Annotated in this window: 25 protein-coding genes and 2 pseudogenes; 6 read left to right on the top strand and 21 right to left on the bottom strand. The window is 60.3% G+C overall.

From position 1 onward, the window contains the following. Window positions 1-34: 34 nt before the first annotated feature. Complete coding sequence (locus FCU66_RS13250) at window positions 35-877, bottom strand: transporter substrate-binding domain-containing protein (RefSeq protein ID WP_136616236.1); 843 nt, start codon at window positions 875-877, stop codon at window positions 35-37. Between the two features lie 249 nt (window positions 878-1,126). Here FCU66_RS13250 and FCU66_RS13245 point away from each other — a divergent pair, with 249 nt between their 5' ends. Both FCU66_RS13245 and FCU66_RS13240 read left to right on the top strand, forming a co-directional pair. Continuing rightward, entirely contained in the window at window positions 1,127-1,408 is a 282-nt protein-coding gene (locus FCU66_RS13245) for a LysR family transcriptional regulator (RefSeq protein ID WP_136616235.1), read from the top strand. Beyond that, window positions 1,408-2,034, top strand: coding sequence for a LysR substrate-binding domain-containing protein (locus FCU66_RS13240; protein ID WP_168991730.1), 627 nt, complete (start codon window positions 1,408-1,410; stop codon window positions 2,032-2,034). The genes FCU66_RS13245 and FCU66_RS13240 overlap by 1 nt, the downstream gene beginning before the upstream one ends. Window positions 2,035-2,205: 171 nt before the next feature. Here FCU66_RS13240 and FCU66_RS13235 read toward each other — a convergent pair whose 3' ends face one another. From FCU66_RS13235 to FCU66_RS13200, 8 genes are all read right to left on the bottom strand, one after another. Further along, on the bottom strand, window positions 2,206-2,826 hold the full coding sequence (locus FCU66_RS13235; RefSeq protein ID WP_168991729.1) for an isochorismatase family protein: 621 nt from the start codon (window positions 2,824-2,826) through the stop codon (window positions 2,206-2,208). 32 nt (window positions 2,827-2,858) lie between these two features. After that, on the bottom strand, window positions 2,859-4,175 hold the full coding sequence (locus FCU66_RS13230; RefSeq protein ID WP_136616232.1) for a M20 family metallopeptidase: 1,317 nt from the start codon (window positions 4,173-4,175) through the stop codon (window positions 2,859-2,861). Continuing rightward, window positions 4,175-5,134 carry an ABC transporter permease gene (locus FCU66_RS13225; protein WP_136616231.1) on the bottom strand — a complete coding sequence of 320 codons (960 nt, stop codon included), beginning with the start codon at window positions 5,132-5,134 and terminating at the stop codon, window positions 4,175-4,177. The genes FCU66_RS13230 and FCU66_RS13225 overlap by 1 nt, the downstream gene beginning before the upstream one ends. Continuing rightward, complete coding sequence (locus FCU66_RS13220; protein ID WP_168991728.1) at window positions 5,131-6,078, bottom strand: ABC transporter permease; 948 nt, start codon at window positions 6,076-6,078, stop codon at window positions 5,131-5,133. The genes FCU66_RS13225 and FCU66_RS13220 overlap by 4 nt, the downstream gene beginning before the upstream one ends. Before the next feature lie 47 nt (window positions 6,079-6,125). After that, window positions 6,126-7,112 (bottom strand): autoinducer 2 ABC transporter substrate-binding protein, encoded by a 987-nt coding sequence (locus FCU66_RS13215; RefSeq protein WP_136616229.1) that lies wholly within the window; start codon window positions 7,110-7,112, stop codon window positions 6,126-6,128. A 34-nt stretch (window positions 7,113-7,146) separates the two neighbouring features. Then, on the bottom strand, window positions 7,147-7,917 hold the full coding sequence (locus FCU66_RS13210) for an ATP-binding cassette domain-containing protein (RefSeq protein WP_136616228.1): 771 nt from the start codon (window positions 7,915-7,917) through the stop codon (window positions 7,147-7,149). A 26-nt stretch (window positions 7,918-7,943) separates the two neighbouring features. Beyond that, entirely contained in the window at window positions 7,944-8,720 is a 777-nt protein-coding gene (locus FCU66_RS13205) for a glutamine amidotransferase (RefSeq protein WP_136616227.1), read from the bottom strand. A gap of 72 nt (window positions 8,721-8,792) precedes the next feature. Further along, window positions 8,793-9,974: a carbohydrate kinase family protein gene (locus FCU66_RS13200; RefSeq protein WP_246093886.1), complete on the bottom strand. Its 1,182-nt coding sequence runs from the start codon at window positions 9,972-9,974 to the stop codon at window positions 8,793-8,795. A 332-nt stretch (window positions 9,975-10,306) separates the two neighbouring features. Between FCU66_RS13200 and FCU66_RS13190 the strand changes: the two are divergent. Then, window positions 10,307-10,594 (top strand): annotated as a pseudogene (locus FCU66_RS13190) (IS630 family transposase); the annotation flags it as partial. A 135-nt stretch (window positions 10,595-10,729) separates the two neighbouring features. On the opposite strand, the gene FCU66_RS13185 reads toward FCU66_RS13190, so the two are convergent. Further along, complete coding sequence (locus tag FCU66_RS13185; RefSeq protein ID WP_136616225.1) at window positions 10,730-11,635, bottom strand: LysR family transcriptional regulator; 906 nt, start codon at window positions 11,633-11,635, stop codon at window positions 10,730-10,732. A gap of 108 nt (window positions 11,636-11,743) precedes the next feature. Here FCU66_RS13185 and FCU66_RS13180 point away from each other — a divergent pair, with 108 nt between their 5' ends. Beyond that, window positions 11,744-12,220: a YybH family protein gene (locus FCU66_RS13180; RefSeq protein WP_206077101.1), complete on the top strand. Its 477-nt coding sequence runs from the start codon at window positions 11,744-11,746 to the stop codon at window positions 12,218-12,220. Between the two features lie 12 nt (window positions 12,221-12,232). Beyond that, window positions 12,233-13,213, top strand: a complete 981-nt coding sequence (locus tag FCU66_RS13175) for a zinc-binding alcohol dehydrogenase family protein (RefSeq protein WP_246093885.1) — start codon at window positions 12,233-12,235, stop codon at window positions 13,211-13,213. 318 nt (window positions 13,214-13,531) lie between these two features. On the opposite strand, the gene FCU66_RS13170 is transcribed toward FCU66_RS13175, so the two are convergent. From FCU66_RS13170 to FCU66_RS13150, 5 genes are all read right to left on the bottom strand, one after another. Beyond that, the gene (locus FCU66_RS13170; RefSeq protein WP_136616224.1) at window positions 13,532-14,341 is read right to left on the bottom strand and encodes an ABC transporter permease; all 810 of its coding nucleotides are present in this window, start codon (window positions 14,339-14,341) and stop codon (window positions 13,532-13,534) included. Then, complete coding sequence (locus tag FCU66_RS13165) at window positions 14,341-15,210, bottom strand: ABC transporter permease (protein ID WP_136616223.1); 870 nt, start codon at window positions 15,208-15,210, stop codon at window positions 14,341-14,343. Before FCU66_RS13165 ends, FCU66_RS13170 begins: the two co-directional genes overlap by 1 nt. 3 nt (window positions 15,211-15,213) lie before the next feature. Then, entirely contained in the window at window positions 15,214-16,305 is a 1,092-nt protein-coding gene (locus tag FCU66_RS13160; protein WP_136616222.1) for an ABC transporter ATP-binding protein, read from the bottom strand. An 83-nt stretch (window positions 16,306-16,388) separates the two neighbouring features. Then, a complete protein-coding gene (locus tag FCU66_RS13155) occupies window positions 16,389-17,537 on the bottom strand; it encodes an ABC transporter substrate-binding protein (RefSeq protein WP_136616221.1) in 1,149 nt (382 codons plus the stop codon). 105 nt (window positions 17,538-17,642) lie between these two features. Beyond that, the gene (locus tag FCU66_RS13150; protein ID WP_206077100.1) at window positions 17,643-18,932 is read right to left on the bottom strand and encodes an aspartate aminotransferase family protein; all 1,290 of its coding nucleotides are present in this window, start codon (window positions 18,930-18,932) and stop codon (window positions 17,643-17,645) included. 132 nt (window positions 18,933-19,064) lie between these two features. Between FCU66_RS13150 and FCU66_RS13145 the strand changes: the two genes are divergently transcribed. Beyond that, window positions 19,065-19,946 carry a LysR family transcriptional regulator gene (locus FCU66_RS13145; RefSeq protein WP_246093888.1) on the top strand — a complete coding sequence of 294 codons (882 nt, stop codon included), beginning with the start codon at window positions 19,065-19,067 and terminating at the stop codon, window positions 19,944-19,946. A gap of 171 nt (window positions 19,947-20,117) precedes the next feature. Here the strand turns inward: FCU66_RS13145 and FCU66_RS13140 are convergent. The 6 genes and pseudogenes from FCU66_RS13140 to FCU66_RS13115 form a co-directional block, all read right to left on the bottom strand. After that, window positions 20,118-20,285, bottom strand: a pseudogene (locus FCU66_RS13140) (JAB domain-containing protein); the annotation flags it as partial. A 214-nt stretch (window positions 20,286-20,499) separates the two neighbouring features. After that, window positions 20,500-20,736 carry a helix-turn-helix domain-containing protein gene (locus FCU66_RS41925; protein ID WP_136616217.1) on the bottom strand — a complete coding sequence of 79 codons (237 nt, stop codon included), beginning with the start codon at window positions 20,734-20,736 and terminating at the stop codon, window positions 20,500-20,502. Window positions 20,737-20,981: 245 nt separating this feature from the next. Further along, window positions 20,982-21,380 carry a Cu(I)-responsive transcriptional regulator gene (gene cueR / locus FCU66_RS13130; RefSeq protein ID WP_136616216.1) on the bottom strand — a complete coding sequence of 133 codons (399 nt, stop codon included), beginning with the start codon at window positions 21,378-21,380 and terminating at the stop codon, window positions 20,982-20,984. Window positions 21,381-21,452: 72 nt separating this feature from the next. Then, window positions 21,453-22,019, bottom strand: a complete 567-nt coding sequence (locus tag FCU66_RS13125; protein ID WP_246093884.1) for a hypothetical protein — start codon at window positions 22,017-22,019, stop codon at window positions 21,453-21,455. Window positions 22,020-22,041: 22 nt separating this feature from the next. After that, window positions 22,042-22,782, bottom strand: coding sequence for a cytochrome c biogenesis CcdA family protein (locus tag FCU66_RS13120; protein ID WP_136616215.1), 741 nt, complete (start codon window positions 22,780-22,782; stop codon window positions 22,042-22,044). A 23-nt stretch (window positions 22,783-22,805) separates the two neighbouring features. After that, on the bottom strand, window positions 22,806-23,582 hold the full coding sequence (locus FCU66_RS13115) for a DsbA family protein (protein WP_136616214.1): 777 nt from the start codon (window positions 23,580-23,582) through the stop codon (window positions 22,806-22,808). Window positions 23,583-23,600: the final 18 nt, after the last annotated feature.

Genomic DNA, 23,600 nt, shown 5'->3' with positions numbered 1-23,600 from the left:
CGGAGAGACCCGAAGCTGCTGGCTCTGGCTCTCTTCAGTTCTTCACGGAGATATCGACGCCGAACCATTTTTCCGTCAGCGCCTTGTTGAACCCGTCGGCGTTGACATCGTGAATCGCTGCGTTGAACCTATCCTTCAATGCTGTGTCGCTCTTACGAAAGGCCACGCTTGTTCCGCTGGCCAGGAGAAAGGTCGGTCCTACGAGTTCCGCCTCAGCCATGTCAGGCCGCTTCAGAGCCTCGGCGAGAACCGTGATATTGGCCATTGTGAGGTCGATTCGACCCGCCAGAATATCGAGATTGGCCTCGTCCTGCGTCTTGTAGGATCTGACCGTGACCACGTCCTTCAGATACTCATCGACAAATTTGCCGGCGGTGGTCGATCCCTGGATGCCCAAGACCTTGCCCTTGAGCGCCACGTCGAGCTTTTCGACAATCTCCTTTGATCCGGAGGCATTGTCGCGGAGGTCGAATTTGTCATGCCAGGGAAGGGCCGCGGCCAAACCACTGCCCTTCAGCGCCAAGAAAGCGTTGGGCGCGGTGGAATAGGGATCCGAAAATGCGGCCACCTGCGCCCGCTCGGGAGTCACACCCATGGATGCGATGATCGCATCGAATTTCCCGGCGTTCAGCGCCGGCAGCATCCCATCCCAGTTCTGTGCGACGATCTCGCATTGCGCCTTCATGCGCTTGCACAGTTCCTTGGCAAGATCGATCTCGTAGCCGGCGAGCGTGCCATCCGGGAGCGTATAGTTCCACGGCGCATAGGCGCCTTCCGTTGCGATGCGGATATGGGTCGCGTTCTGCGCCAAGGCCCCGCCACATGAATAAAGGCCAGCCAGCGATAGCGCTGCCGCCAGGATGGTATTTCTGATCATGTGAGGCTCCCTCTCTTGTTATGAAACACCCACAGCCTCACCGCAGACGATAGGAAAAACAAATATCCTCACTCAGGCAAAGCGAGGGCGTCAGTCGTCCCAGGTCGGCGAATATCTATTCAAGGCTGGCCAAAACGGCTTGTTGAGGTCGATTAAAACGGAATATTCCGAAGCATTCCAATATGAAATATTGCGCGAAGCATAGCTTTTACCTATGGTTGGCTGACGCGAACCGCTCGGGGATGGTCGATGAACTACAAGCAGCTCGAGGCATTCCGAGCCGTCATGGAGGCCGGAACGGTGACCGGCGCGAGCGACCTTTTGCATATCGCCCAGCCCTCGGTCAGCGCGCATATCTCGAACCTGGAACATGCCTTGAAAATCCCGCTTTTCATTCGGCGGGCGGGACGCCTGGTTCCGACAGCGGAAGCCATGCTTCTCAACGAAGAGGTCGGGCGCGGATCGTCAAGGGAATGGCGAGGATACGGCGCCTGGCTGGGGACATCAGGCAATTGGAAGCCGGGCGACTGATGATCGGGGTCTATCCGGCGCTTGCAAGCATCGTCTTACCCCGTTTTCTGAAGTCATTTGCCGGACACCACCCAAAGGCCCGCATGAGCATTTTTCCGGCGGCCTCACTGCGGATTGCGGAATTGACGGCAAACAAAGAGATCGACCTCGGCCTCATTCAGATGCCGGTGGTGGATTCCGCCATCGCTTGCGATCTGATTTTTCAAACGGAATGCGTTTGCGTAGCGCCGCTTGACCATGCGTTCGCCAATGACAGCGTGATTTTCGCGCCCCAGTTCGAAGGGCAGGAGTTCATTGCGCTTGGCCGCGAGGATCGCACCCGGCAGGATATTGAGCGCGTCCTGGATCACGCCGGCGTTGCCGTCGACTATCGTTTCGAAACACCGTTCGCCGATACGGCGTGTGCCTTGGTCGCACAAGGCCTGGGGGTCTCGATCGTCGACCCGTTCTCGGCGGCTCGATGGGCGGGTAAATTGACGATACGTCCCTTCAGCCCCCATCTTCTTTGCCACATCTACATGACCCGAAACAGGGCTCAAGTATCGTCCATGCTTCAACAGGCGTTCGAACGAGAATTCCGAACCGCGCTTGAGGAAAATATGAGCGGAGGCACCCGCTTATTTTAAGATACGGCAGGTTCTTTCCAAGGTCGATCTCAACCGCGGTCATCGCCGATCAGGGCGAGGCGGATTTCGACCTTGCCGGCTTAAATGACGAGTGGCAGCTTGCCGGGTCGCTGCAACACCGGTCCGCCGTGACCGGAACGCCGTACCAAGGCAGCAATACGCTGGGCTCGCTCAGCCTCGAATCTCTTCGGCGAGCTCCCCTGCCGTCAAAACGCGCCCGAAAACCTTACCGATAACGTCGAGTGTTGCGTTGTGAGAGGCATCGTCCAACCCGCCATTGGCATCACCGATGAAGGCGACTTTGTAGTCGTGCATGAAAGCGCTGCGCGCGGTCGATTCGCAGCAGATGCTGGTCACAGTGCCGATGATGATGACCGTGTCCACTTTGCCAGTGCCGCGGATGTTGCGTAGCACCGTGTCGAGACGCGTGTTGTAGAAGGCATCGAAGCGGTGCTTGTCGACGATGATGTCGCCAGGAAGCGGCGCAAGATCGGCCACGATCTCCACCCCGGCACTGCCTTCCCGCATGCCCGTGGTTCTCAGCCTGGGCTGGTAGGTCGTCTCCAGCGGCGAAATGTCGAAATTGTCGCTTAGAACATGCCTGGTATAGATGACCGGTATGCTGGCGGCGCGGCAGGCGTCGATAACTTGCCGCATGGCCGGAATGCGGTGGCCCGCAGCCGCCACCTCCATGACGGCGCCCTGATCGACGAAATCCCTTTGCATATCGATGACCAGAAGCGCCGCGCGCTCCCTGTCGAGGGGCCATGGTTGCTTGCTGTCTCGAGGCATGCCCAATGGTTCCGTTCGTGTGCTGGTGATGTTTAGCGGCACCATTTCTCGACGGCAATTGCAATTGCCTTGGTGCAATCGACGAGATCGCGCACCGAAACGCGTTCGTTCGGCTGATGCGCCTGCGCCGGGTCTCCGGGACCGAAGTTGACGGTCGGGGTGTTGCCAAGGCCGGTCGGCAGGCCGATGTCGCTGTGCGCGCCGAAACCACTCAGCACCGGCGAGAGGTTGGCTTCCTTGACCGCTTCCTGGAAGACGCCGACGAACGGGTTGTCCGACGGGATCTCGGCGCAATCGGCATCGAGGATCCATTCGACGCGGGCAGGGTGCTGACGCAGATAGGGGTCTGCCTGGCAGACATTGGCGATGTGCTCTTCGATTTCGCGTTTGACGTTGCCGCCCAGTTTGAACTCGTCATGCTCGCTTGGCAGATACTGGGCGTCGATGATGATCTCGCCGCGCCCTGCCATGGAGGAGGGATGTTCGCCGGCGCTCATCTGGGTGACGATGATCTGATTGGGCAGGTCCATCAGCGGATGGTTCTTTCTGGGATCGAACATCCAGCGCCGGTTGAGGATGTCGATGCCGTCGAGGATTTGCCGGCAAAGCTGGACGGCATCGACCGGGCCGCTCGAATACCAGGCATTGGGCGTCAGTTCCGCATGCCCGCCTATGCCGTCAATGATGATCTTCCCCCACAGAATGCCGTGACAGAGTGGTGCGATCCTGTTCGCCGTCGGTTCGGTCATGATGCCGGCGTCGGCGTGAAAGCCGCGATCGACCATGGCCAGCGATCCCATGCCGCCGATTTCCTCGTCGACGACGGTGGTGAAGACGATGTCGCCGGACAAAGCAATGTCGAGTCCCTTCAGGATTTCAACGGCCATCAACATGCAGGCGACGCCGCCTTTCATGTCGACGGTGCCGCGGCCGTGCAGAAATCCGTCCTTGAGGACGGGCTGGAACGGGTCGGTTGTCCAGTGTCCGGCAGCGCCCGGCGGGACGACATCGATATGGCCGGTCAGCATGATGGAGCGGCCACCGCCCGTGCCCTTCAAGACGCCGCCGAGGTTGGGCCTGCCTTCGAACGTCCTGCCCTTGTTGGCGCCGGCGCGCCCCTTGTATTTTTCGTAGAGTGCCGGGCCATCCGGGTCCCACAGATCGGTCGAGAAGCCGAGCGCCTCGATGCGCTTTTGCAGATACAGCTGGCAATCGCGCTCGCCGGGGCCGGCCTCCTTCGGATTGGATTTCACGATCGAGGGGAAGGCGACGAGATCGCTCAGCGTTTCGACAATACGGTCGGCGCTTGCCTCGACGCGCGCGGCAATGATCTCTTCCATGGACGGCATCATGATCTCCAACGTTGGGAAAGTCGGTCGGCGAGAAGGACGAAAACCAGAAGGGCGCCGACAATTCCCACCTGCCAAACCGTGTTGATGTTCAATTGCAGAAGGCCGGTCTTCAGCGTGACCAGCAGCAGGACGGCCGCGAACACGCCGCCAACGCCGCCACGCCCGCCGGTGATGGCGATGCCTCCAAGCATGGCGGCAGTCAGCGATTCGAGTTCGAGGTTCTGGCCGATATTGGGCCTGCCGCTGCCGAGCCAGGCGATCGAGACAAGCCCGGCGGCGCCGGCGAGCGCGCCACTCAGGGCGTAGAGGATGAAGCGTACGCGATCGACCGGAATGCCGACCAGTCTGGCTGAGCGTTCGTTGAAGCCCATGGCGTAGATCCAGCGCCCCCATGCCGTCGAGAGCAGCACCAGGCCGGCCAGCGCAAAGCAGGGGATGGCAAGGGTGAGGAAGGGCAGGGGAATGCCCATGACGACGCCGCGCCCCCACACAAGCAGCCAGGAGGGTACGCCTGCCTGGGCCGCGCCGCCTGTAACGGCAAGTGCTGCGCCGGAATAGACGAAGAAGGTGCCGAGTGTCGCAATGAACGGGAGAAGGGCGAGCCCGTTCACCAGCCATCCGTTCAAGGCACCGAGCGTCGCGCCGGCCAGAATGCAGACGACAGGCAGCAGGACCGGCGGCAATCCCAGCTTGAGGCAAAGCATCGCGACGATGGCGGACAGCGAGACCGCACCGCCGACCGACAGGTCGATGCCGGCGCCGCCGGCCATGATGACCAGCCCTTGTCCAAGGCCGACCAGGGCCAGGATCGTCGAGAACTGAAGAATGGTGGTGACGGTGCCGAGATTGAAGACCGAAGGCTTGAGCGCCAGCAGGCCAACAATCACGATCAACCAAAGCCCGCACAGCAGTGCCAAGGTGAGGGCAGGCCCCTGCAAATTCCGGAGCGTCTTCATGCGCGGGCCCGCCGGAGCTGGGCCAATGGGAAGCGGTTGGAAACGGCTTCGAAGCCGAGCACGCCGATGATGAGAACGCCGGTGACGACGGGCTGCCAGAGCGATGGGACGCCGATCAAAAGCAATCCGTTCTGGAGAATTCTAAGCAGAAGCACGCCGAGCACGGTACCGATCAGGCTGCATCTGCCGCCCAATATGCTGGTGCCGCCAAGAATGACCGCGGCGATGGCATCGAGCGCCAGCGTGCTGCCGATCGTCATTTCCACATTGCGGTAGGTGGCGACATAGAACATGGCGGCGATGCCGGTCAGGACGCCGCTGATGACGAAGGTGATGAAGCGGACCTTAATCACCGGGATACCTGACAGCCGCGCTTTTTCCTCCGAATTGCCGATCGCCAGCAAATGCAGCCCATAGGGGGTTCGCCGCAACGCCAGCCAGACGGCCAGATAGGCAACGGCAATCACTAGGGCAGGGACGGGGACGCCGAGCGCGGTGGTCGCAAGCAGATTGGTGAGGCTCGAGGGCAGGCCGGAAAGCCATTGCCCGCCGAGAAGGACAAAGACAGCGGTGCGGTAGACGCCGAGCAGGCCGAGCGTTCCGACAATCGCCGGAACGCGGCCGAGAACGACGACGGCTGCTGTGACACAGCCGAGCAGCGCGCCGACCAGCGGGCCGACAATGATCGCCAGCGCCGGATTGCCGTCGGCGCCGAGCACGCGACCGATGGCGATGGCCGCCAGGCCCATGACGATGCCGATCGAGACATCGATGCCGCCCATGGCGAGCAGCAATGTCATGCCAAGGCCGATCAGCAGCAGCTCGACGCTGTTGCGCAGGACCGTGGCCGCATTGCCTGATGTGGCGTAGTGAGGCGATGCGACAGAAAAGATGACGATCGCCAGCAAACAGGCGACAAGCAGAGACCACTCTCGCCCGTTCATGGAGAAGACACCGTTTCCAAACTGCCGCACCGCGTTCATGTCACAGCTCAGAAGTTGAACTTGTCGACATTGTCCTTGGTGAAGATGGCCGGCGGCCCGAGCAGCAGAATGCCCTTGGCGGCATCATAAGTGACGGGCTTGTCCAGGCCGGCAACCTTGTTTTCCGCCGCGAAGGTCTTGCCGTCGATCAGCTGTTTGCCGGCCCAGACGGTGAGATAGCCGAGCTGTTCGGGATCCCACAGCACGGTGAAGCCGAAGGCGCCGCTCTTCAAATAGGAGCGTGCCGTGTTCGGGCTGCAATAGCCGGCGCCGATGACCGAGCCGATCTTGCCGGCGGTTTCGATGGCCTGGGCAACGCCCGGACATGTCGAGGATGCAACGGCGATGATGGCCTTGATGTCCGGGTTGGCGGCCATCAGGTCGCCGGAGATCTGCGCGGCGCGCTCAGCCGTGCCGCCGGCGAATTGCGGCGCGAGCAGCTTCAGCTTCGGATATTTGGCGGTGGCCTCTTTCTGCATGAAGCCGATCCAGGCGTTGAGATTGGAGGCCGTTGCTTCGCCGGAGACGATGCCGATCGTTGCGTCCTCACCAACGCGCTTGACGAGTTCGTCGACGATCGTCGTGCCGAGGCCTTCGTCGGTCGCCTGCGCGACATAGACCGCGCGGCCGCTGTCGGGCGCATCGCTGTCGCTGGTGAACAGCTTGATGTCCTTCGCTTTGGCGCTCTCAACCACGGGGGCAATGCTGGAGGCATCGAGGACGCTGACCGAGATCGCCTCGACACCCTGATCGATCAGGTTCTGGACGATCTGCAACTGGTCGACCGGATTGGTGTCGACGGGACCGGAATAGATGAAGTCGACGCCCAGGTCCTTGGCGGCGCGATAGCCGCCGGCTTCCATGGCGTTGAAATAGGGGATGCCGATCAATTGCGGGACGAAGGCGACCTTGTGTTTGTCGGCGGCGTGCGCTGCCGTCGCTATGACGAGTGACAGTGCGGAGGCTGTGAGCACTTTCTTGAACTGTGAAAGCATTGTGGTTTGATCCTCTCTGGAAATGACGTGCGTTTCAGTTTGTTTTTTCGAGCGCCCGCACGTCGGGATGAGCGCCTGTTATGAGCGAAACGACTTCCTCGTGATTGGTGTCGGCCGCCAGCCGTTCGGCCACCTTGCGACCGCGCCGGAACACCACGATGCGGTCGGCAACTTCGAAGACTTCGGAAATGTTGTGACTGATGAGGACGACGGCGCAGCCGCGGGCGGCAAGCCGCCGCGTCAGTGCCAGGACCTTGCGGGTCTCGGCAACGGCAAGGGCTGCCGTCGGCTCATCCATGATGACCAGCCTGGCGTTCAGATTGAGCGCCCGGCAGATGGCGACAGCCTGGCGTTGACCGCCCGACAGGCTGCCGACAGGCGCTTCCGGATCGGAAATGTGAGCGTCGAGTTCTTTCAGCAGGCCATCGACACGCTGGCGCATTTCTTTGCGCTTGAGAAAGGGAATGCCGAAAATGGAGCGTTTCAATTCGCGGCCGAGAAAGACGTTCTCGGCGATCGACAGGTTCTCCGAAAGCGCCAGTTCTTGAAAGATCGTCGCGATCCCCGATGCTGCCGCATCCTTAGGCGAGTGAAAGGCGACCGGATGACCCTCGATGACAAGCTCTCCGTCACTGGGCGGATGAGCGCCCGCCAGGATCTTGATGAAGGTCGATTTGCCGGCGCCATTGTCGCCGAGAAGCGCCAGCACCTCGCCGGAGCGGATCTCCAGGTCGACATTTGCCAGCGCGGTCAACGCGCCAAAGCGCTTGGCGATGTTTCTGGCGACAAGAAAGGTCTCTGTCATGGCGGTTCCCCGGTGGTGCTGATCGGCTAGACAGCCCTGCTGACCCAGCGCAGCACGTTGGTCCAAAGGCTGGTGTAACCTGGCCATTCGACGAAGCTGTTCGGCAGCCAGTGCGGTCCGATGTCCGACGTCCAGACCAGCGTGCGCCCCTCGCCATGGCGCCCGGTGACCAGCAGGGGATGGCCGCCCTGGTCCTGCGGCAGCCGTGCCAGAACCTCGACATCGTCCCGATCGCGGGCGATGACCTCGTTGGCGCCCAGCAGCAGCGGCCACTCGCCTTCGATGCCGGCAAAAATCGGGTGATCCGTGGGGCCAGTGATCTCGGGGCGAAAGCCCTCGGGAATTTCGAGCCGGTCGTCATTGGGAAGGCAGGTCACCGGCAGCGCCTCCTCGACCGCCGTGCGATGCCAGCGCGCCTTGCCGTCGATGCCCTGGAAGGAGAAGTAGCCGCCGATCATGATCAGGCCGCCGCCCGCCTGCGTCCAGTCGCGCAGGAGCTTGAGCCGGTTGGGCACCGTCTTGCCGTGCAGCCAGACGTCGGGATGAAGCAGAAGCGAGTTCGCGCCAATATCGGACAGGATGATCGCCCTGTATTGCGACAGGCCCTCCATGGTGAAAGGCAGCTTCTCGACGGCCTCGTGGGCGGGCATGTAGTCGAGATCGAATTCGCTGTCTTTCAAGGCGTCGACCAGGGGCGTTGCGCCCAGATGGAAGGTGACGCTGCCGAACTGATCGAACCCCTTGTAGTGGGTTGCCGAACTCACCCAGCTTTCGCCGACCAGAAGGATTCTCGTTTTCGCCATGATCATGCTCTCCTGATTTCGCCAGATGGGACGGCTGTCTGCTGGATGTCAAAAAACCGGTAAATCATTGATTCAGCTAGCCATCATGGCGTTGTTCGCCAAGGAGGCAGCCTGCAATGTCGTAAAGTCAGCGATGTAGCCCTGCGCGCCTTCGACTGTTGTCGTCAGGCTTGCGCCAATCGCCGCATAGCGCGCGGCATCGTCCAGCGACGCGCCGTGCAGCCAGAGGCTGAGGAAGATGCCGGCAAAGCTGTCGCCGGCACCTGTTGCATCGACGCGATTGACCGGCAGTGCCGGCACCTCGATCTGCGGGCCGCCATTTGCCGGAAAGACGACCGCGCCAAATTCGCCGAGGGTGAGCACGACCGTCCCGCGCGCCTTGATGCGTGACAGCATCAGCCGCACTTCTTCGATCATAGACGCCATGCGGGTGCGGAAGTCGAAAATCTCCCGCATCATCACGTCGTTGATAAAGGTCAGGTCGATCTGTTTGACCATCTGCGTAAAGGTTTCCGGCGTGCGCGCGCTTTTGGGCAGGCCGGCCGAATGCAGGCTCACCTTCCAGCCGGCCTGATGAAAGCGCGCAATGGACGCGGTCATCGTCTCATAGTGGAAGCCTTCGATATGAAGGCAAGCCGGACGCTGCTCGGGCTGGATATCCAGATTGGCGGTCAGGTCGACTTCGCCAAGCTCAAACGGTTCGCTGATGATCGTTCGGCTGCCGTTGCGCTCGATGATCACGATCGCCTGCGAGAGGCGATTGTTGGGCGTGCTGCGGATCGGCAGGGCGTGGACGCCCAGTTTCGAAAGCGCGCCGAGCGCCCAGTCGCTCTCCGGGTCCTCGCCGACTGCCGTCGCCAGTTCGACGTCAAGAGCGTAGGGGGCGCCGACGCCGGCGGCGGCAACCGCGAGATTGGCCGCCGGCCCGCCCAACGCCTTTTCGATATGGCTGGCGGTGATCCGGTCGTCGCGATGCGGCAGCACGTCGACGCGGCACAGGAAGTCGACACTCACCCGACCGGCGACCAGAAGTCTTGGCAGATGGTCGAGATTTTTCGGCCTGCGCGGCGCGCGGCCCGGCAGTGAGCGGGCAAACGAGCTGGGCCGGTACATCAGCGCGGCAACCGCCTTCTCGATGCGGTCGCGCGTGCCTTCCTTCAGGCTGGCCGTTCCATTGATGAAGTTCGACACCGTGCCGATGGAGACACCGGCGGTTCGTGCTACGTCCGCAATGGTCGGGCGCTTGCGTTGCAATTGCAGGGTTCCAATTGAAGCGTTTCAAAACGGTAGCAGCGAAAATGCGATGCCTCAACGGAACCATCTTCCAAAAAACGGAGAACATTCTTCTCGGTTAGAAGATTGATCCGGAAGAGGCTCGATGGTGGGATTGCTCTTTCCAAGATTGAACAATTTTCAAATTCTCGGCAAAAAGATTGTGCAAACGAATTTCCTGCACTTTATTCGATCGCCCGGGCTTGGTCGGGCGTTCGTGGCATGCCCTCCGGCCCTAGATCAGCAACAAACCCTTCATGCTGGAATTGCCTTTGCGGCCGATGATGATGTGGTCGTTCACAGCGATGCCCAGTGCCGGTCTCGGCGATCTCCCTGGTCATGTCATCAGCCGCTGCATGCGGCGCCACCGGCATCAGGAGTTCATCCGCTTCCTCAACGCCGTCGAGGGCTTCTTCGCCATCCTCACCAGGCGTCGTCTCAAGCGCGGTGTTTTCAAGGGCGTCGTCGATCTACAGGCCGCCATCAACCGCTTCGTCGTCGATCACAACCAGCAGTCAAAGCCCTTGGTCTGGACCGCCGATCCCGACAAAATCATCGCCGCCGCCGCGCGCGGGCACCAGGTGCTGGGGTCAATCCGCTAACCTTTGGCCATGGCAGTGCGGCGGTCCGCGCCGAATGTCCACTCTCCAGAAAGCGACCAACGGAGAAGTTCGACCCATAGCGGGCGTTCATGTTGGGGGCTGAAAACCGAGAAAAGCGACCGATAGAATTGCCGTTCAGACGGGTAGATCACCCACGATCGACGGCGCCATCTGCAGCGCGAAATCCTTGAACATGCGAACCGGGCGGGAGATGTGACGGTTTCCGAGATGCACGATCGAGAGGTCAAGCGTCTGGAAGCGCCATTGCGGCATCACCTCCACCAGACGGCCCGTCTCGACAAGCGCGGGCGCTACGATCGGAGGCAACTCACCGATCCCGCCGCCAGCTGCGAGCAGGGTCGCCAGGCCAGCAAAGTCATTCATTGCTAGCTTCGGTTTGAAGCTGACCGTCTCGCGCGCGTCGCCGTTCTCGAAAGTCCAGCGGTGCTGTTGTGACCAATAGGCGAAGGCCACGAGCCGATGCTCTTGCAGGTCCTGTGGATGCTGCGGCGGGTTTCGCCGTTCAAGATAGTCGGGACTGGCCACGAGGCGATGGCGGTAGCGGAGCATCGGGCGTGAAACAAGGTTCGAGTCGCTCAGCGGGCCTAGGCGCATGGCGAGATCGACACCTTCGGCGATGTGATCGACATGGCGATCGGTGATCAGCACCTGCACTTCGACGGCGGGATAAGCGGCTTGGAAGGCGCCAATGAGTGGCGCCAGCAGGTTGTCCGAAATACTGGGCGGCGCCGAGAGCCGCAGCGCGCCGCGAACTTCGGAAAGCCGGTTGGAGGCGATGCTGTCGACTGCCTCGCTGACCTCGGCGCCGCGTTGCGCCTGCTCAAGAATCTCCGCGCCAACATCGGTCAGCCGCAGGCGGCGAGTCGAGCGTTCAAAGAGGCGGATGCCGAGTTGGTCCTCCAGTTCGGCGATCTTGCGGCTCACGGTCGAGATCGGCATGCCGGTACGGCGCGAGGCTTCCGAGAAGCTGGCGGTTTCAGCAACCCGGGCGAAGATCAGGAGTGCATTGAGGTCCGGCATGGCTTTCCCAAATTTGGGATAATCATTACCAAATTTTCCGACTAATTCCAAAATCGGAAATGATCCATTTTCTTTCTGGCAATCATGCCATGAACGGGAAGAACCTCCATGAAAAAGATCGTAGCTTCCGCGCTTGCCGCCAGCGCCGCATTGGCGATGTCACTCACGGCTTCTGCGGCCGAGCGTACCGGCGACGAAGCCGCAATCGAGCATGTCCTGCGCACTTATGAGCTGGCGCTCAACGCGGAGGATACCGACGTGGTGATGAAGCTCTATGCGCCCGACGGCGTATTCATGCCGCCGAACAGCCCATCAAGTGTTGGCGCCGATGCGGTGCGCTCCGCCTATGTAAACGTGTTCAAAGCGATCAAGTTGGCAGTGCGCTTCGACATCGTCGAAATCGTCCAGGTTGCGCCGGAATGGGCCTTTGCGCGAACCAATTCGGCAGGCACGGTTACGGTCAAGGCGAGCGGCCAGACAGGCCCCGAGGCCAATCAGGAACTGTTTGTCTTGCAGAAGCTCGGTTCGGGCGACTGGAAGATCGCGCGCTACAGCTTTTCCACCACCAATCCGCCGCGCCAGTAGGGGAGCAGGACGATGCCCACTACGATGAAGGCAGCCGTGATCTACCAGGCTGGAGGGCCTGAAGCCCTTAAGCTGGAAACGCGACCGACGCCCACGCCCGAAAAGGGGCAGGTGCTGATCCAAGTGAAGGCCTTCGGGCTCAATCGCTCAGAACTGTTCACCCGGCAAGGGCTTTCGCCCAACGTTCCTTTCCCGCGCGTGCTGGGGATCGAGGCGGCTGGAATCGTAGTGGAGGCCCCAGGAGGGCAGTTCGCCCCTGGCGATATCGTCGCGACAGCGATGGGCGGAATGGGGCGCCAATTCGATGGCGGTTATGCCGAATATGTCTGCGTACCCACCACACAAGTGCAAAAGCTCAAGACGACGTTGCCATGGGAAACGCTGGGCGCAATGCCCGAGATGCTGCAAACGGCATGGGGATCGCTGTTTAACGCGTTGCAGCTCAAGGCGCGTGATCGCTTGCTTATACGCGGCGGAACCACATCGGTGGGCCTAGCCGCAGCAGCGATCGCCAAGAAGCACGGCGCTTTCGTCCTCGCGACGACACGCAATCCGTCCCGTGAACGCCTGCTGCGCGATAACGGCGCCGACCAGGTGTTGATCGACAGCGGCGACATCACCGGTCAGGTCCGCGAAATCTGCCCAAATGGCGTCAACAAGGTACTTGAACTGGTCGGCACAACGACTTTGAAAGACTCATTGCGCACCGCGCGCCCGCACGGCGTTGTCTGTATGACCGGAATGGTCGGTGATCAATGGTCGTTTGATCAGTTCAGCCCGATGGAGTCCATCCCGACAGCGGTGTCGCTGACCACCTATGCAGGTGGGTCAGAGGATTTCATGCGAACCCCCTTGCAATCGCTGGCTGATCAGATCGCAGCGGGCGATCTTCGCATCAACATCGGCGGGGTGTTCAAGCTCGACGACATAGTCGAGGCGCATCGCACGATGGAAACGAACCAGGCGGGCGGGAAGATCGTTATCCTGACCTGAGAGGGTGGGTGTTCAATTATCTGTTCGGTATGCCCCGGTATCCACCCTTCCGCGACCTCCCGAACGTCTGCACACGGGCAGGGCCGCGCCGCTCTTTCCCGATCTGTGAGGACGGTCTCGAGCGGGTACCAAGCGTCCGATTCAATCCACTAGCGTCCCCGCCGAACGGCTTCTCTGCTACCTGGCGGAGGCGCCGCGCCTAACAAGATACAACGCGATGTCCAATCCGTTAGCGACAAGACGAACGCCAGAATCAGGCTACCGAAAGTTCCGACAGAGCGGGCCCCCGAATTTCGAAGGCACCACAAGCATGACATGTCACTCGACCTGCTGTTTTCTGTCCGACCGGGCGACGAGATAAAGCACCGCGATCGCGGCAAATACCAGAATGTTGATGATCGAGGAAAGCGCATAGAGTTCCGGCTTGACGCCATAGCGCAGTGCGCCCCAAGCGACCGATGGCATGGTAGGCGTGGCGCCGAGCAAATAGAACGAAATGTCCAGGCCATTGAGCGACAGCACGAAGGCTACGATCAGGCTGCCCAATATGCCCGACCAAGTCAGCGGAAGCATCACCTCATAGAAGGCGCGTGCCGGCGATGCGCCACAGACCACAGCTGCCTCGTTCATGCGCCAATCATAGCGGTAGAGCAGGGCGGCCATGATCAGGAAACAGAACGAGAAGCAATGCACCGAATTGGCGATGATGGCGGTGACCATGTTGCCCTGCAGTTCGAAGACCAGATAGTAGAGCGACATGGACGAGATGCCGAGCAGTATCTCGGATACGAACAAAGGGCCCGCAAAGAAGGCCGCGTAGAGGAGGGCGTTACGCCCCCCGAACCGCAACACCCCTACCGTTGCCAGGAATCCCAGGACTGTCGAAAGGATCGACGTACAGGTCGCGATGATCAAGCTGTTCAGGAATGCGTCCTGGTACACAGTATTGGTGTAGAGCCTGATGTAGCTCCCATAGTCGAATTCCGGAGGATAGGGAAAGTTCGGCCGACTCGACAGCGAGGCGAACAGGATGTGGACGATCGGCATGTAGAGGAACGCATAGGCTACTACCAGGATTGCGCCCATCAGCCATTTCGTCAGCCTTTCATTGCTTGCCTGTGCATACATCACTGTCGTCCCATTCCGGTGAAGCCCGTGCGGCGCAGGTCGATTCCGAGGCTGAAGACGCCGAGCACCAGCATCGAAAACAAGAAGAGCACGACACCCATGGCGGCGCCGAGCGCCCATGTGCCGGACTCGCCGAACTGCTGCGCGATCGACATGCCGTAAAGGACGCCGTTAGGACCACCGAGAAAGCGGGGCGCCAGCGCGGCCGACAGCGTCGGGATGAAGCAGAGGAGGAACCCGACGATTGTGCCCGACAGATTGAGTGGCCAGACGATCTCTGAGAATATCCGGAAACGGTTTGCACCGCAGGCGCTTGCCGCGCTCGCCAGCCGGAAGTCGAAATTCAAGAGCGACAAATAGACTGTCGTCACCACCATAGGCAGGTAGAGATAGACCAATGCGATGAAGGTGGCCGAATTCGAATACATGATAAAACGCAGCGGTGCGGCCCCTAGCTTCAAAAGCACCCCGTTGACCAGGCCGGTCGGCCCCAACATGCCTTGCAAGGCGATAAGGCGCAGCACTTCGCCAGAGAGGAACGGCACGGCAAGCAACAGCGAAAGGATCAGCTTGTAGCGACCCCCGTAGCGCACGATGAAGAAGGCGATCGGCCAGGAGACGACGACCGAGAATACTGAAACGAAGATCGCCATGAACAGCGAACGTATGAAGAAAATGAAATAAGCCGGCTCGGTCGCGAGCGTCACATAGTTCATCGCCGTCCATTCTCGGACGATTTTGTAGTTCTCGGTTTGCCAGAAGCTCAAAACGACCAGTGCGATCAAAGGCAGGACGAAGAAGATGACCAGGAAGACGGTTGGTATGTGCAGGAACAGGCGCCTGTTAAGCCTATTTTCGGCCTCGGACATCATTCACCTCCCTGCCGGAAATACGTGGCACTGTGAGGGGTTCCACGACAGCGAAAGCTTGGTTCCGAGTGCCAGAGGTTCCTCTCTCTTGGGCTGCACGGCGATAATGCGCTCGTCGGCCTCGGTTTCGAGGATGTATTCCACGAAGGGTCCTCTCAGAACCACGTCGGCGACAGTGCAGGGAATGCCGGCTCCCCCCGATCTTGATGGCAACAGTTCGAAGCGCTCGTTCTTGACGAAGACCTCGACGCGGGCGTTGCCCTTGCGCTCGGCAACCTCTTCATAGGGGAAAGAATAGTTGTAACGCTGCAGATCGACCCTCTTGGAGGCTGCATCGAACGCCCCATCAAAGCGTGTCGACTTGCCAACGAAGCGCGCGACGAAAGGCGTCGGCGGATGGTCGTAGATCAACTGCCGTTCGCCGAGGGCTTCGAGCTTGCCACCGTTGATCACGGCGACGCGGTCGCTCATCGACAGCGCTTCCTCCTGATTGTGGGTCACATAGACGAAAGGGATTCCGAGTTGCTTTTGATAGCGGCGGATTTCCACTTCCATTTCGTTGCGCAATTCACGGTCGAGATTGGCGAGCGGCTCATCGAGCAGCAAGAGGGTGGGGTGGGTGACCAATCCACGGCCGAGCGCGACGCGCTGCTGCTGGCCGCCGGAAAGTTGATTGGGGTATCTGTCCATCAGTCCGTTAAGCGACAATATGGACTCGGCCCAGTCCAGGCGCTCGAGGATCATCTTCGGCGGCTGCTTGGTCATCCGCAGCGGGAAGGCCAGATTTTCGCGAACGGTGCGATGCGGAAACAACAGGAATTCCTGAAACACCATCCCGATGCCGCGTTTGTGCGGTGGCAGGTCTGTGACGTCGGCGCCGTCGAAAAAAATGCGTCCCGCAGTGGGCCGGTCAAGTCCCGCAATCAGCCTGAGCAGCGTGCTCTTGCCCGAGCCGCTGGGACCAAGAATGGCGATGAACTCGTGCTTGTCGATATCGATGCTGAGATCGTGCAGCGCGCGGACTTGGCCATATTGACGCGAAATATTGGCAATCCGGATGTAGGGGGCGTCGGTGCCGTTTTGGCTCTGGTACATGTTGGAACACCTGACATTGAGGGCCGTGGTCCTCCGGCAGGGCAAAAGCCCCGCCGGAGGATACCGTCATCGCTTGGGAAGAGTTAGGCTGCCTGGACGTTAGACCACACTCGCTCCCATTTCTCGGGAGAGGATGGTTGGTCGAACATGAAAAGGTCCGAGATCTCGCTCGAACGGTCCATCAGATAGAGCTTGCGTTCTTCCTCAGTCGAGATCGCCCTGAGATCGATGGTGGTAGAGCAGCCGGCCACCTCGCCGATCCGCTTCATGATCTCCGACGAGATCATCCTGTCGATGAACTTGTTGCACAAGTCGAGCCTGGGGCCATCCTCGACACCGGACGTTACAAGCCACGTGTCGACCCAGCCCAGCCCGCCTTCCTTCATTTTGAGCGTATGGCGGAAATCCTGCTTCGGGTTGCCGTCCTTGGCCGTCAGAAGTTGGCGGAACACCTGTGCGAACTCGGTCGCCGCGACGACGGCGCCACTCTGCAAAAGCTGGAACAATGTCGGGTTGTCCTGATAGCGGGTCAGAAGCAGCGCCTTCTGTTCGATCAGCAATTTCTTGACACCGTCAAGTTCCTCATCGGTCAGGACATACGGGTTGAAAGGCTTTCCATCCGGGCGAGGTTTCTCGCGCGAGCCCAACCGGTGCGTCACCAACAATGCCGCCAGGGCGATGTTTTCCTCGAAACGCGCGCTGGTGGACAGCTGGCCTGACAGGGCGGGATCGAACATGCATTCAATCGTACCCGTCTTCTCCGGCGCGACGACTGCCGCGTTGTACGTGATCCCATAGGCGCCCCAGCAAAACGGATAGCCGATCTTACTGCCGGATGCCGGGTCGGTCAGCACCTTGAACTTCTCGGCATGGAATTCCGGAAGGTAGTTTGCCGCGCTCGGCACGTGTGCGTAGTCGACACTGCGGATCAGTCCGTCTCGAAAATAGAGCTGCGGCCAGAAGCCATCGGCCTGGACCAGATCGAATTCCTTGGCGCCGCCGACGCGCAGCTTGTTATAGGCTTCGGAATTGCCATCGAAGAAAGTGGCGACAAACTTGACGTTGTTCTCTTCCTCGAACTTCGAAACGACATCGGGAAGGACATAGGCCTCCCACATCAGCGCCCGCACCGTCTGCGTCTGCGCCCAGGCGGGCCGGATGAACGGCATGCAAAGTGCGGCGCCAGCACCGGCGGCCAGGACGGTCCGTCTGCTAATCTTTTTTTCCTGCATAGTGTTCCCCTTTTCGATGTTAGTATCTGCGTACTAATTTTCATGGTCTGTTGCATGCGTTGAGGCTGGTCTGATCCTCCTGATCGTTCCGGCTCGTGTTGACGGTTAAGCGATTCCGTCGGCCTCGATCGAGCCGAGCACATCGTCGAGCACGTCGAGTGCGTGCGACATGTCTTCATGCGTGCAGTCTAGCGGTGGCTTCACCTTGATCAGGTTGCCGAGGCCGGCATAGCGGCTTTCGCCAAAGAGCACGCCCTTCTCGAGACCGCGCCGGTAGACTTCCGAGGCAGCCTTTGTGGCTGGCTCTTTGCTGACCCGGTCTTTGACGAGTTCGAGCGAGACGAACAGGCCAGGGCCGCGGATATCGCCAATCAGCTTGCGGCGATCCGCCATTTCGTGGAGCCGCTGTGTTGCAAAGGCGCCGTGGTCGCGTGCCTTACCGCACAGATCGTCGGCAATGATCGCGTCGATCGTGGCGACGGCCGCCGCCATCGCGACCGGAAACTGACCGAAGGTCAGCGCATCCTCGCCCGATTCGAAACCGGTCAATCGTTCGCTCGCCAAGATGCCGGCCAACGGGAAACCTCCGCTGATGCCCTTGCCGAAGGTCATGATGTCGGGAACGATGCCGAAATAATCGGCCGCGAACATTGCACCTGTGCGGCCAAAGCAACTCTGGATCTCGTCCCAGATCAGGATGATGTCGTGCCGGTCGCAAATGTCGCGCACGCCTCTCAGGAAGGACAGCGGCAGATCGATGTGGCCGCCATTGCCAGGGATCGGCTCCATCATGATGGCGACGACACCGCCATCGACGCCCTTGTGGATCGTCTCTTCCAGCAGTCGTAGACAGAGTTTTGATTCCATCTCGACATCCATGCCCAGCCGCGGACGATAGGGATCCGGATGCGGCACACGGGTGAAGCGCGGCTGGATTGCCAGGAAAGGGTTGTTTGGGTGCGGCCAGCTCGCCGCCATCGTGGTCAGCGAACGACCATGATAGGCGTCCTGCAGCACGATGATGTTGTGGCGACCAGGCTTGTTCTTGAACGCAAGCTTCATGGCCATTTCGACGGCCAGGCTGCCGTGCAGGCAGTAGCCGATGCGATTCAAGTCGCCGGGCGAGATCTCGCGCAGCTTCGCGGTGAGCTTGAGCAGTGGGATCGTGTTGAAGTTCGGCCGGGCGTGGGTGATTTCGCGCAACTGGGCGATCGCCGCTTCCACCACACGTGGATCATTGGCGCCGAGATTGTTCGACCACGCCTGGGAGGTGCAGTCGAGATATTGGCGGCCTTGGTCGTCCCAGACATACGACCCCTTGGCGCGCACCAGCGTAATTTTTGCTTCGTCGCCTCCCAATGGATCGTGGATCAGCGACCGCTTACCCTGTTCCAAAATGTTCCTAGAATGAGACGTGTCTGTCTGGCTGATATTCATGGCTCACCTCACCTATTGGGATGTGCCGATTATCGGCGTGGACCGCTTGACAACAAGGACGAATAACTGAACGATTAATTCGTGACGCTTATGAATATCCAGGTCCGGCACATTCGCTCCTTCATCGCCGTCGCGAATGAGAGGAGCTTTGCGCGGGCTGCCGAAAAGCTGAGCGTTTCGCAGCCAGCCCTGTCACAGACCATCATCCAATTGGAGGAGACCCTTGGCTTTCCAGTGTTCGAACGCACAACCCGTAGCGTCAGCCTGACGCCATCCGGCGAAAAACTGTTGATCGGGGCGCGGACGCTGAACCAGTCGCTCGAAGCATTTTATGTCGAGGCAAGGTCGCTGCAACTCGTGCTCAAGAACGAATTGCGCGTCGGCTATATGATCGGTACCGCGGTGCAGTTCATTCCAGCGATCATTCGAGAGTTCGAACGAATTCGTCCGGGGGCCACCTTGCATCTGCAGGAGTTTGATTTCTCGGATCCGACTGCCGGTTTGAGGGACGGCAAGGTCGATTGTGGCATCATCCGGCCACCGATCGATCTCGACGGCATCGACATTGTCGAAATCGCACGCGAGAAATGCGTCGCGTGCCTGCCAACGGGGCACCGCCTCAGTCGGCAGGAAACGGTTATGCTCGACGACATACTCGACGAGCCGATCGTTGCCGCGCCGGTGGCGGGTGTATGGCGCGACTACTGGCTGGCCAATGACTACCGCATCGATAGGCCGGCGAAAGTCGTGTTCGAGGCGGCCACTGTCGAATCCGAGCTTCAAGCGGTGGCCTCCGGCCGCGGCATAAGCATCACCGCCGACAGTACCGCGCAATACTACGCACGGCCGGGCGTGGTCTTCAGGCCGATTCTCGACATGCGCGAATGCGTCATCGCCATCGGCCACAGAGGCACGCCAAACAAGCTGGTCGCGGATTTCATTTCGGTTGTAAACCGCGTTTCTAAAGGCTGAAATATTCAATTGGGGCGCAGTGGGGCAAGTTCCGTCACCGGATGCGTTCGAACGCCTTGGCCGGCGGCGAAATAGATGTCCGGAGCGTGCCTGGACTTGATCCAAAATGCCCGTGGATGCCGAGCGGGATTGTTATGCATCAAAGCACGTCGGTCCGAGAGACGACGCCCGTCAGATCAGCAGCAGGCCCTTCATGCTGGAATGGCCTTTGCGCCCGATGATGATGTGGTCGTGGACGGCAATGCCCAGGCGTTTGCCGGTCTCGATGATCTCCTTCGTCATCTCGATATCGGCTCGTGATGGTGTCGGGTCGCCTGACGGGTGATTGTGCATCAGAACACTCCGACTGTAATCGTTATATATATCAGATACTTGTGTGGCGCCCGTCGAAAGGTGGGGCCGTTAACTGGGGCGTGTCTTGAGTGACCACTTGTGATCTTTCACGCTTGGGCATGATCGCATTGACTCGATACGCTGACGTCCCGATCAACCACGGATTCCGAACGCTCATCTTTCGGGCCAGCACCCAGCGGAGGACTTGAACAGATTCTTTCTACCCAAGTGGGGACGCCTCTTCGAGCGGCAGTTTGCGTGTGGGCCTGCAGACCACGAGGATCGATTTGTCCCAGCGATCGAGCTCGCTGCTCGGGTAGAGGATTGCTTTGCCGATTTTGAGGAAGGAGGGTCCGATACGCATGCAGCGCCAGTTGCGAAGCGTCCCTTCGCTCAGGCGTCCGCGATAGCGAGCGACGACTTCTTCCGGAGTGAGGTAGTAGTTCGGGCCAGACACAGGAGCTATAGGTAGCAGGCTTGTGCAACAGCTTGTTGCACATTTGCGGCTCTCGGATCACCCCCTTGCTCAGAATACGGTTGGAGACGCTTTGCTTTGTACAAATACGCAATCATTATTGCGCAAGCGCACCGTTGGAGCCTTTCGGATCCCGACCACTGAATTTTACGTCGTGAGGCGAGGCTGGCGTTCAGAAGACTCCAGCGAAGCCTACGAGACCGCGGGTGCGGCTCTGCAAGTCCGCCTCACTGGACCATGCCGTCCCCTGCCAGTTCGTCGATGATCGGGCAGTCCGGCCGCTCGTCGCCATGACAGTGTTCGACCAGATGGTGAAGCAGGCCGCGCAACCCGACCAGTTCGGCGATCTTCCTGTCGATCTCGATGAGCCTAGCTTGCGCAATTGCCTTGACGTCGGCGCTCTCGCGCTCCTTGTCGTGGTAGAGCGACAGCAACTCGCGGCACTCGTCCACCGAGAACCCTAAGCTTCGAGAGCGCTGCAGAAACCGCAGTCGGTGAACATCGGCCATCGAATAATCGCGATAGCCATTGTCCGTCCGGGCCGGGCTCAAAAGGCCGATATCCTCGTAGTACCGAATTGTGTTGGAGGGCAGACCTGACTTTTCGGACGCAATACCGATGTTCATCGTGGGAAATCTCCGTGTCACACAGACGTTAAGGCTTCCGGTTGATGGAAGGTCAACACACCGGCCTAATTTTTACATGCCCCCGCCGCAACCGTCTGACAGGTCCCAGACGTCGACGATCTGCTTGCCGGTGAAGCCATGCTCGTGGATCAGGTATTTCGCCAACCCGCCATACGTCTTCCAGCGCCAGCATGGGCAGCAGCAGGGGCCTTTCTCCTCGGAATTGGCCATCGCATAGTCGTAGGCCGACTGCTCGTCGCCGGCGAGCTTCAGGTCGTAGTAGGGCATCATCTGCTGCGCGGTCGCCGCCGGTATGTCGTACGGGTCGCTGGGGATCATCGCGATGGCGCGGTATTTGGTAAGGCCCTTCACCTGTTCGGCGTAGCGCTTCATTTCCATTGGGCTGCAGCATGAGCCCTTGATGCGCGACATCGCCGGTATGGTGGCGATCGACTCCGTGAACTTGGCCGAGCAGGTGCTGTTGCCGTTCTGGCTGAGATCCTTGAAACGCTTGGCCAATTCCGGATCGTCGGCGGCGATTGCCAAATCCGGCTGCCTGAGAAAGCCGGTCAGCGTGGCGGCGCCGAAAACGCCGCTGAGAATAACCGTCCGTCGATTTGGGAGCATTATCCGGGTCATTTTCGAATCCCTTTCCCGGCCTTCAGCCGATGCGCGTGAATATTGGGAACTGTTCGAGTAGCCAGAACGAGAATGTCGACATCTGCCCGGTGATCATGGCGAGCCCCATGGCGATCATGATCGCGCCCGCGGCGGGCTGCAGTACCCGGCCCGCTTGGCGCATCGCCTTCAGCCGCCTGGTCAGGTGGTCGGTGAACAAGGCGGTAAGCAGGAACGGGACGCCCAGGCCGAGCGAGTAGATGGTGAGCAGTGCCGCACCCTCGGCGACCGTCGCCGTTGCTGCGCCGACGGTTAGAATGGCGCCGAGGATCGGGCCAATGCAGGGTGTCCAGCCGAAGGCGAAGGCAACGCCGAGGAGGTAGGCAGATGCCGCCTTGCCGCCGGGGATGTCGGCGTGAATCCGCGCTTCGCGCATCATCCAACCCGGGCGGACGAGCCCGATCAAGAAGACGCCGAACAGGATGACGATGGCACCGCCGATAAGGTTAAGTTCGACACGGTAGCTCAGCAGCAACCGCCCCAACGCTGTGGCGCTCGCCCCCAGCACGATGAAGACGGTCGAAAATCCGAGCACGAAACACAGGCTCAGACCGACGGTCGACAAGCGAGCTACGGTTGTGCGATCGGGCGGACCGTTCATTGGCGTCCTGCCGGCCACATACGAAACGTAGCCCGGCACCAGCGGTAGCACGCACGGCGAAAGAAACGAGACGATGCCCGCCGCAAAGGCGGCAAGAACGCTGATGTTGGATATCGCGGGCATCGCTCAGCGCCTCGACCGTCGTGTCATTTGGCAGCCCTTGCCTGCCGGATCAGTTTCTTCATCGTCTCAAGATCGGTAGCACCCGGAAAAATCTGATCGCCGACGACGAAGCCCGGCGTACCGGTGATCCTCAGCGCCTGGGCCAGCTCCGTGTTGCGGTCGATCAATGTCTGGATGTCGGGCTGCTGCATGTCGGTCTTCATGCGCTCGACGTCGAGCCCGGCCTCGCCGGCGATCCTGAGTACGGCCGCCTCGGTCACCCTGGTCCGTGCACCGATTAGCGCCTTGTGAAAAGCGCCATACCTGCCTTGAAGTTGCGCCGCCAGCGCCGCCTTGGCCGCGAACAGGGAATCCGGACCGAGAATGGGAAATTCCTTGTAGACGATTTTGAGCTGCGGATCGTCGGCTGCGGCCTGTTCCATGATCGGCGCCATCTGCCGGCAATAGGGGCAATTGTAGTCGAAGAATTCGACCAGGGTGACGTCGCCCTGCGCGTTGCCGCCGACGGGGCTTTGCTTGTCGCGGAAGATGTCGTCGGCGCGCGACGCCAGCACCTGCTTTGCCTGGGCCGCCTCTGCTTCACGCTGACGCTGGTCCAGGCTTTGCAGTGCCTGCATGAGAACCTCGGGATGCGCCAGGATATAGTCGTGTATCTTCTGGTCGAACTGGTCCTGGGACATTTCGCCAGCGGCCAGCGCCGATCGCTGTGAACCCTGAAAGCCTGGATTGAGCAGGAACCATCCTGCCAGGGCGGCAAGCAGGAGAGTGCGTGCCAGCCTGCGATATCGATGTGCGATCATATGTGTTCCTCCCTGTAA

This window comes from Mesorhizobium norvegicum (assembly GCF_004919685.1).
GTDB lineage: Bacteria > Pseudomonadota > Alphaproteobacteria > Rhizobiales > Rhizobiaceae > Mesorhizobium > Mesorhizobium norvegicum.
Note: the sequence above shows the minus strand (reverse complement) of the source record. Positions and strands in the feature narration are given on the sequence as shown.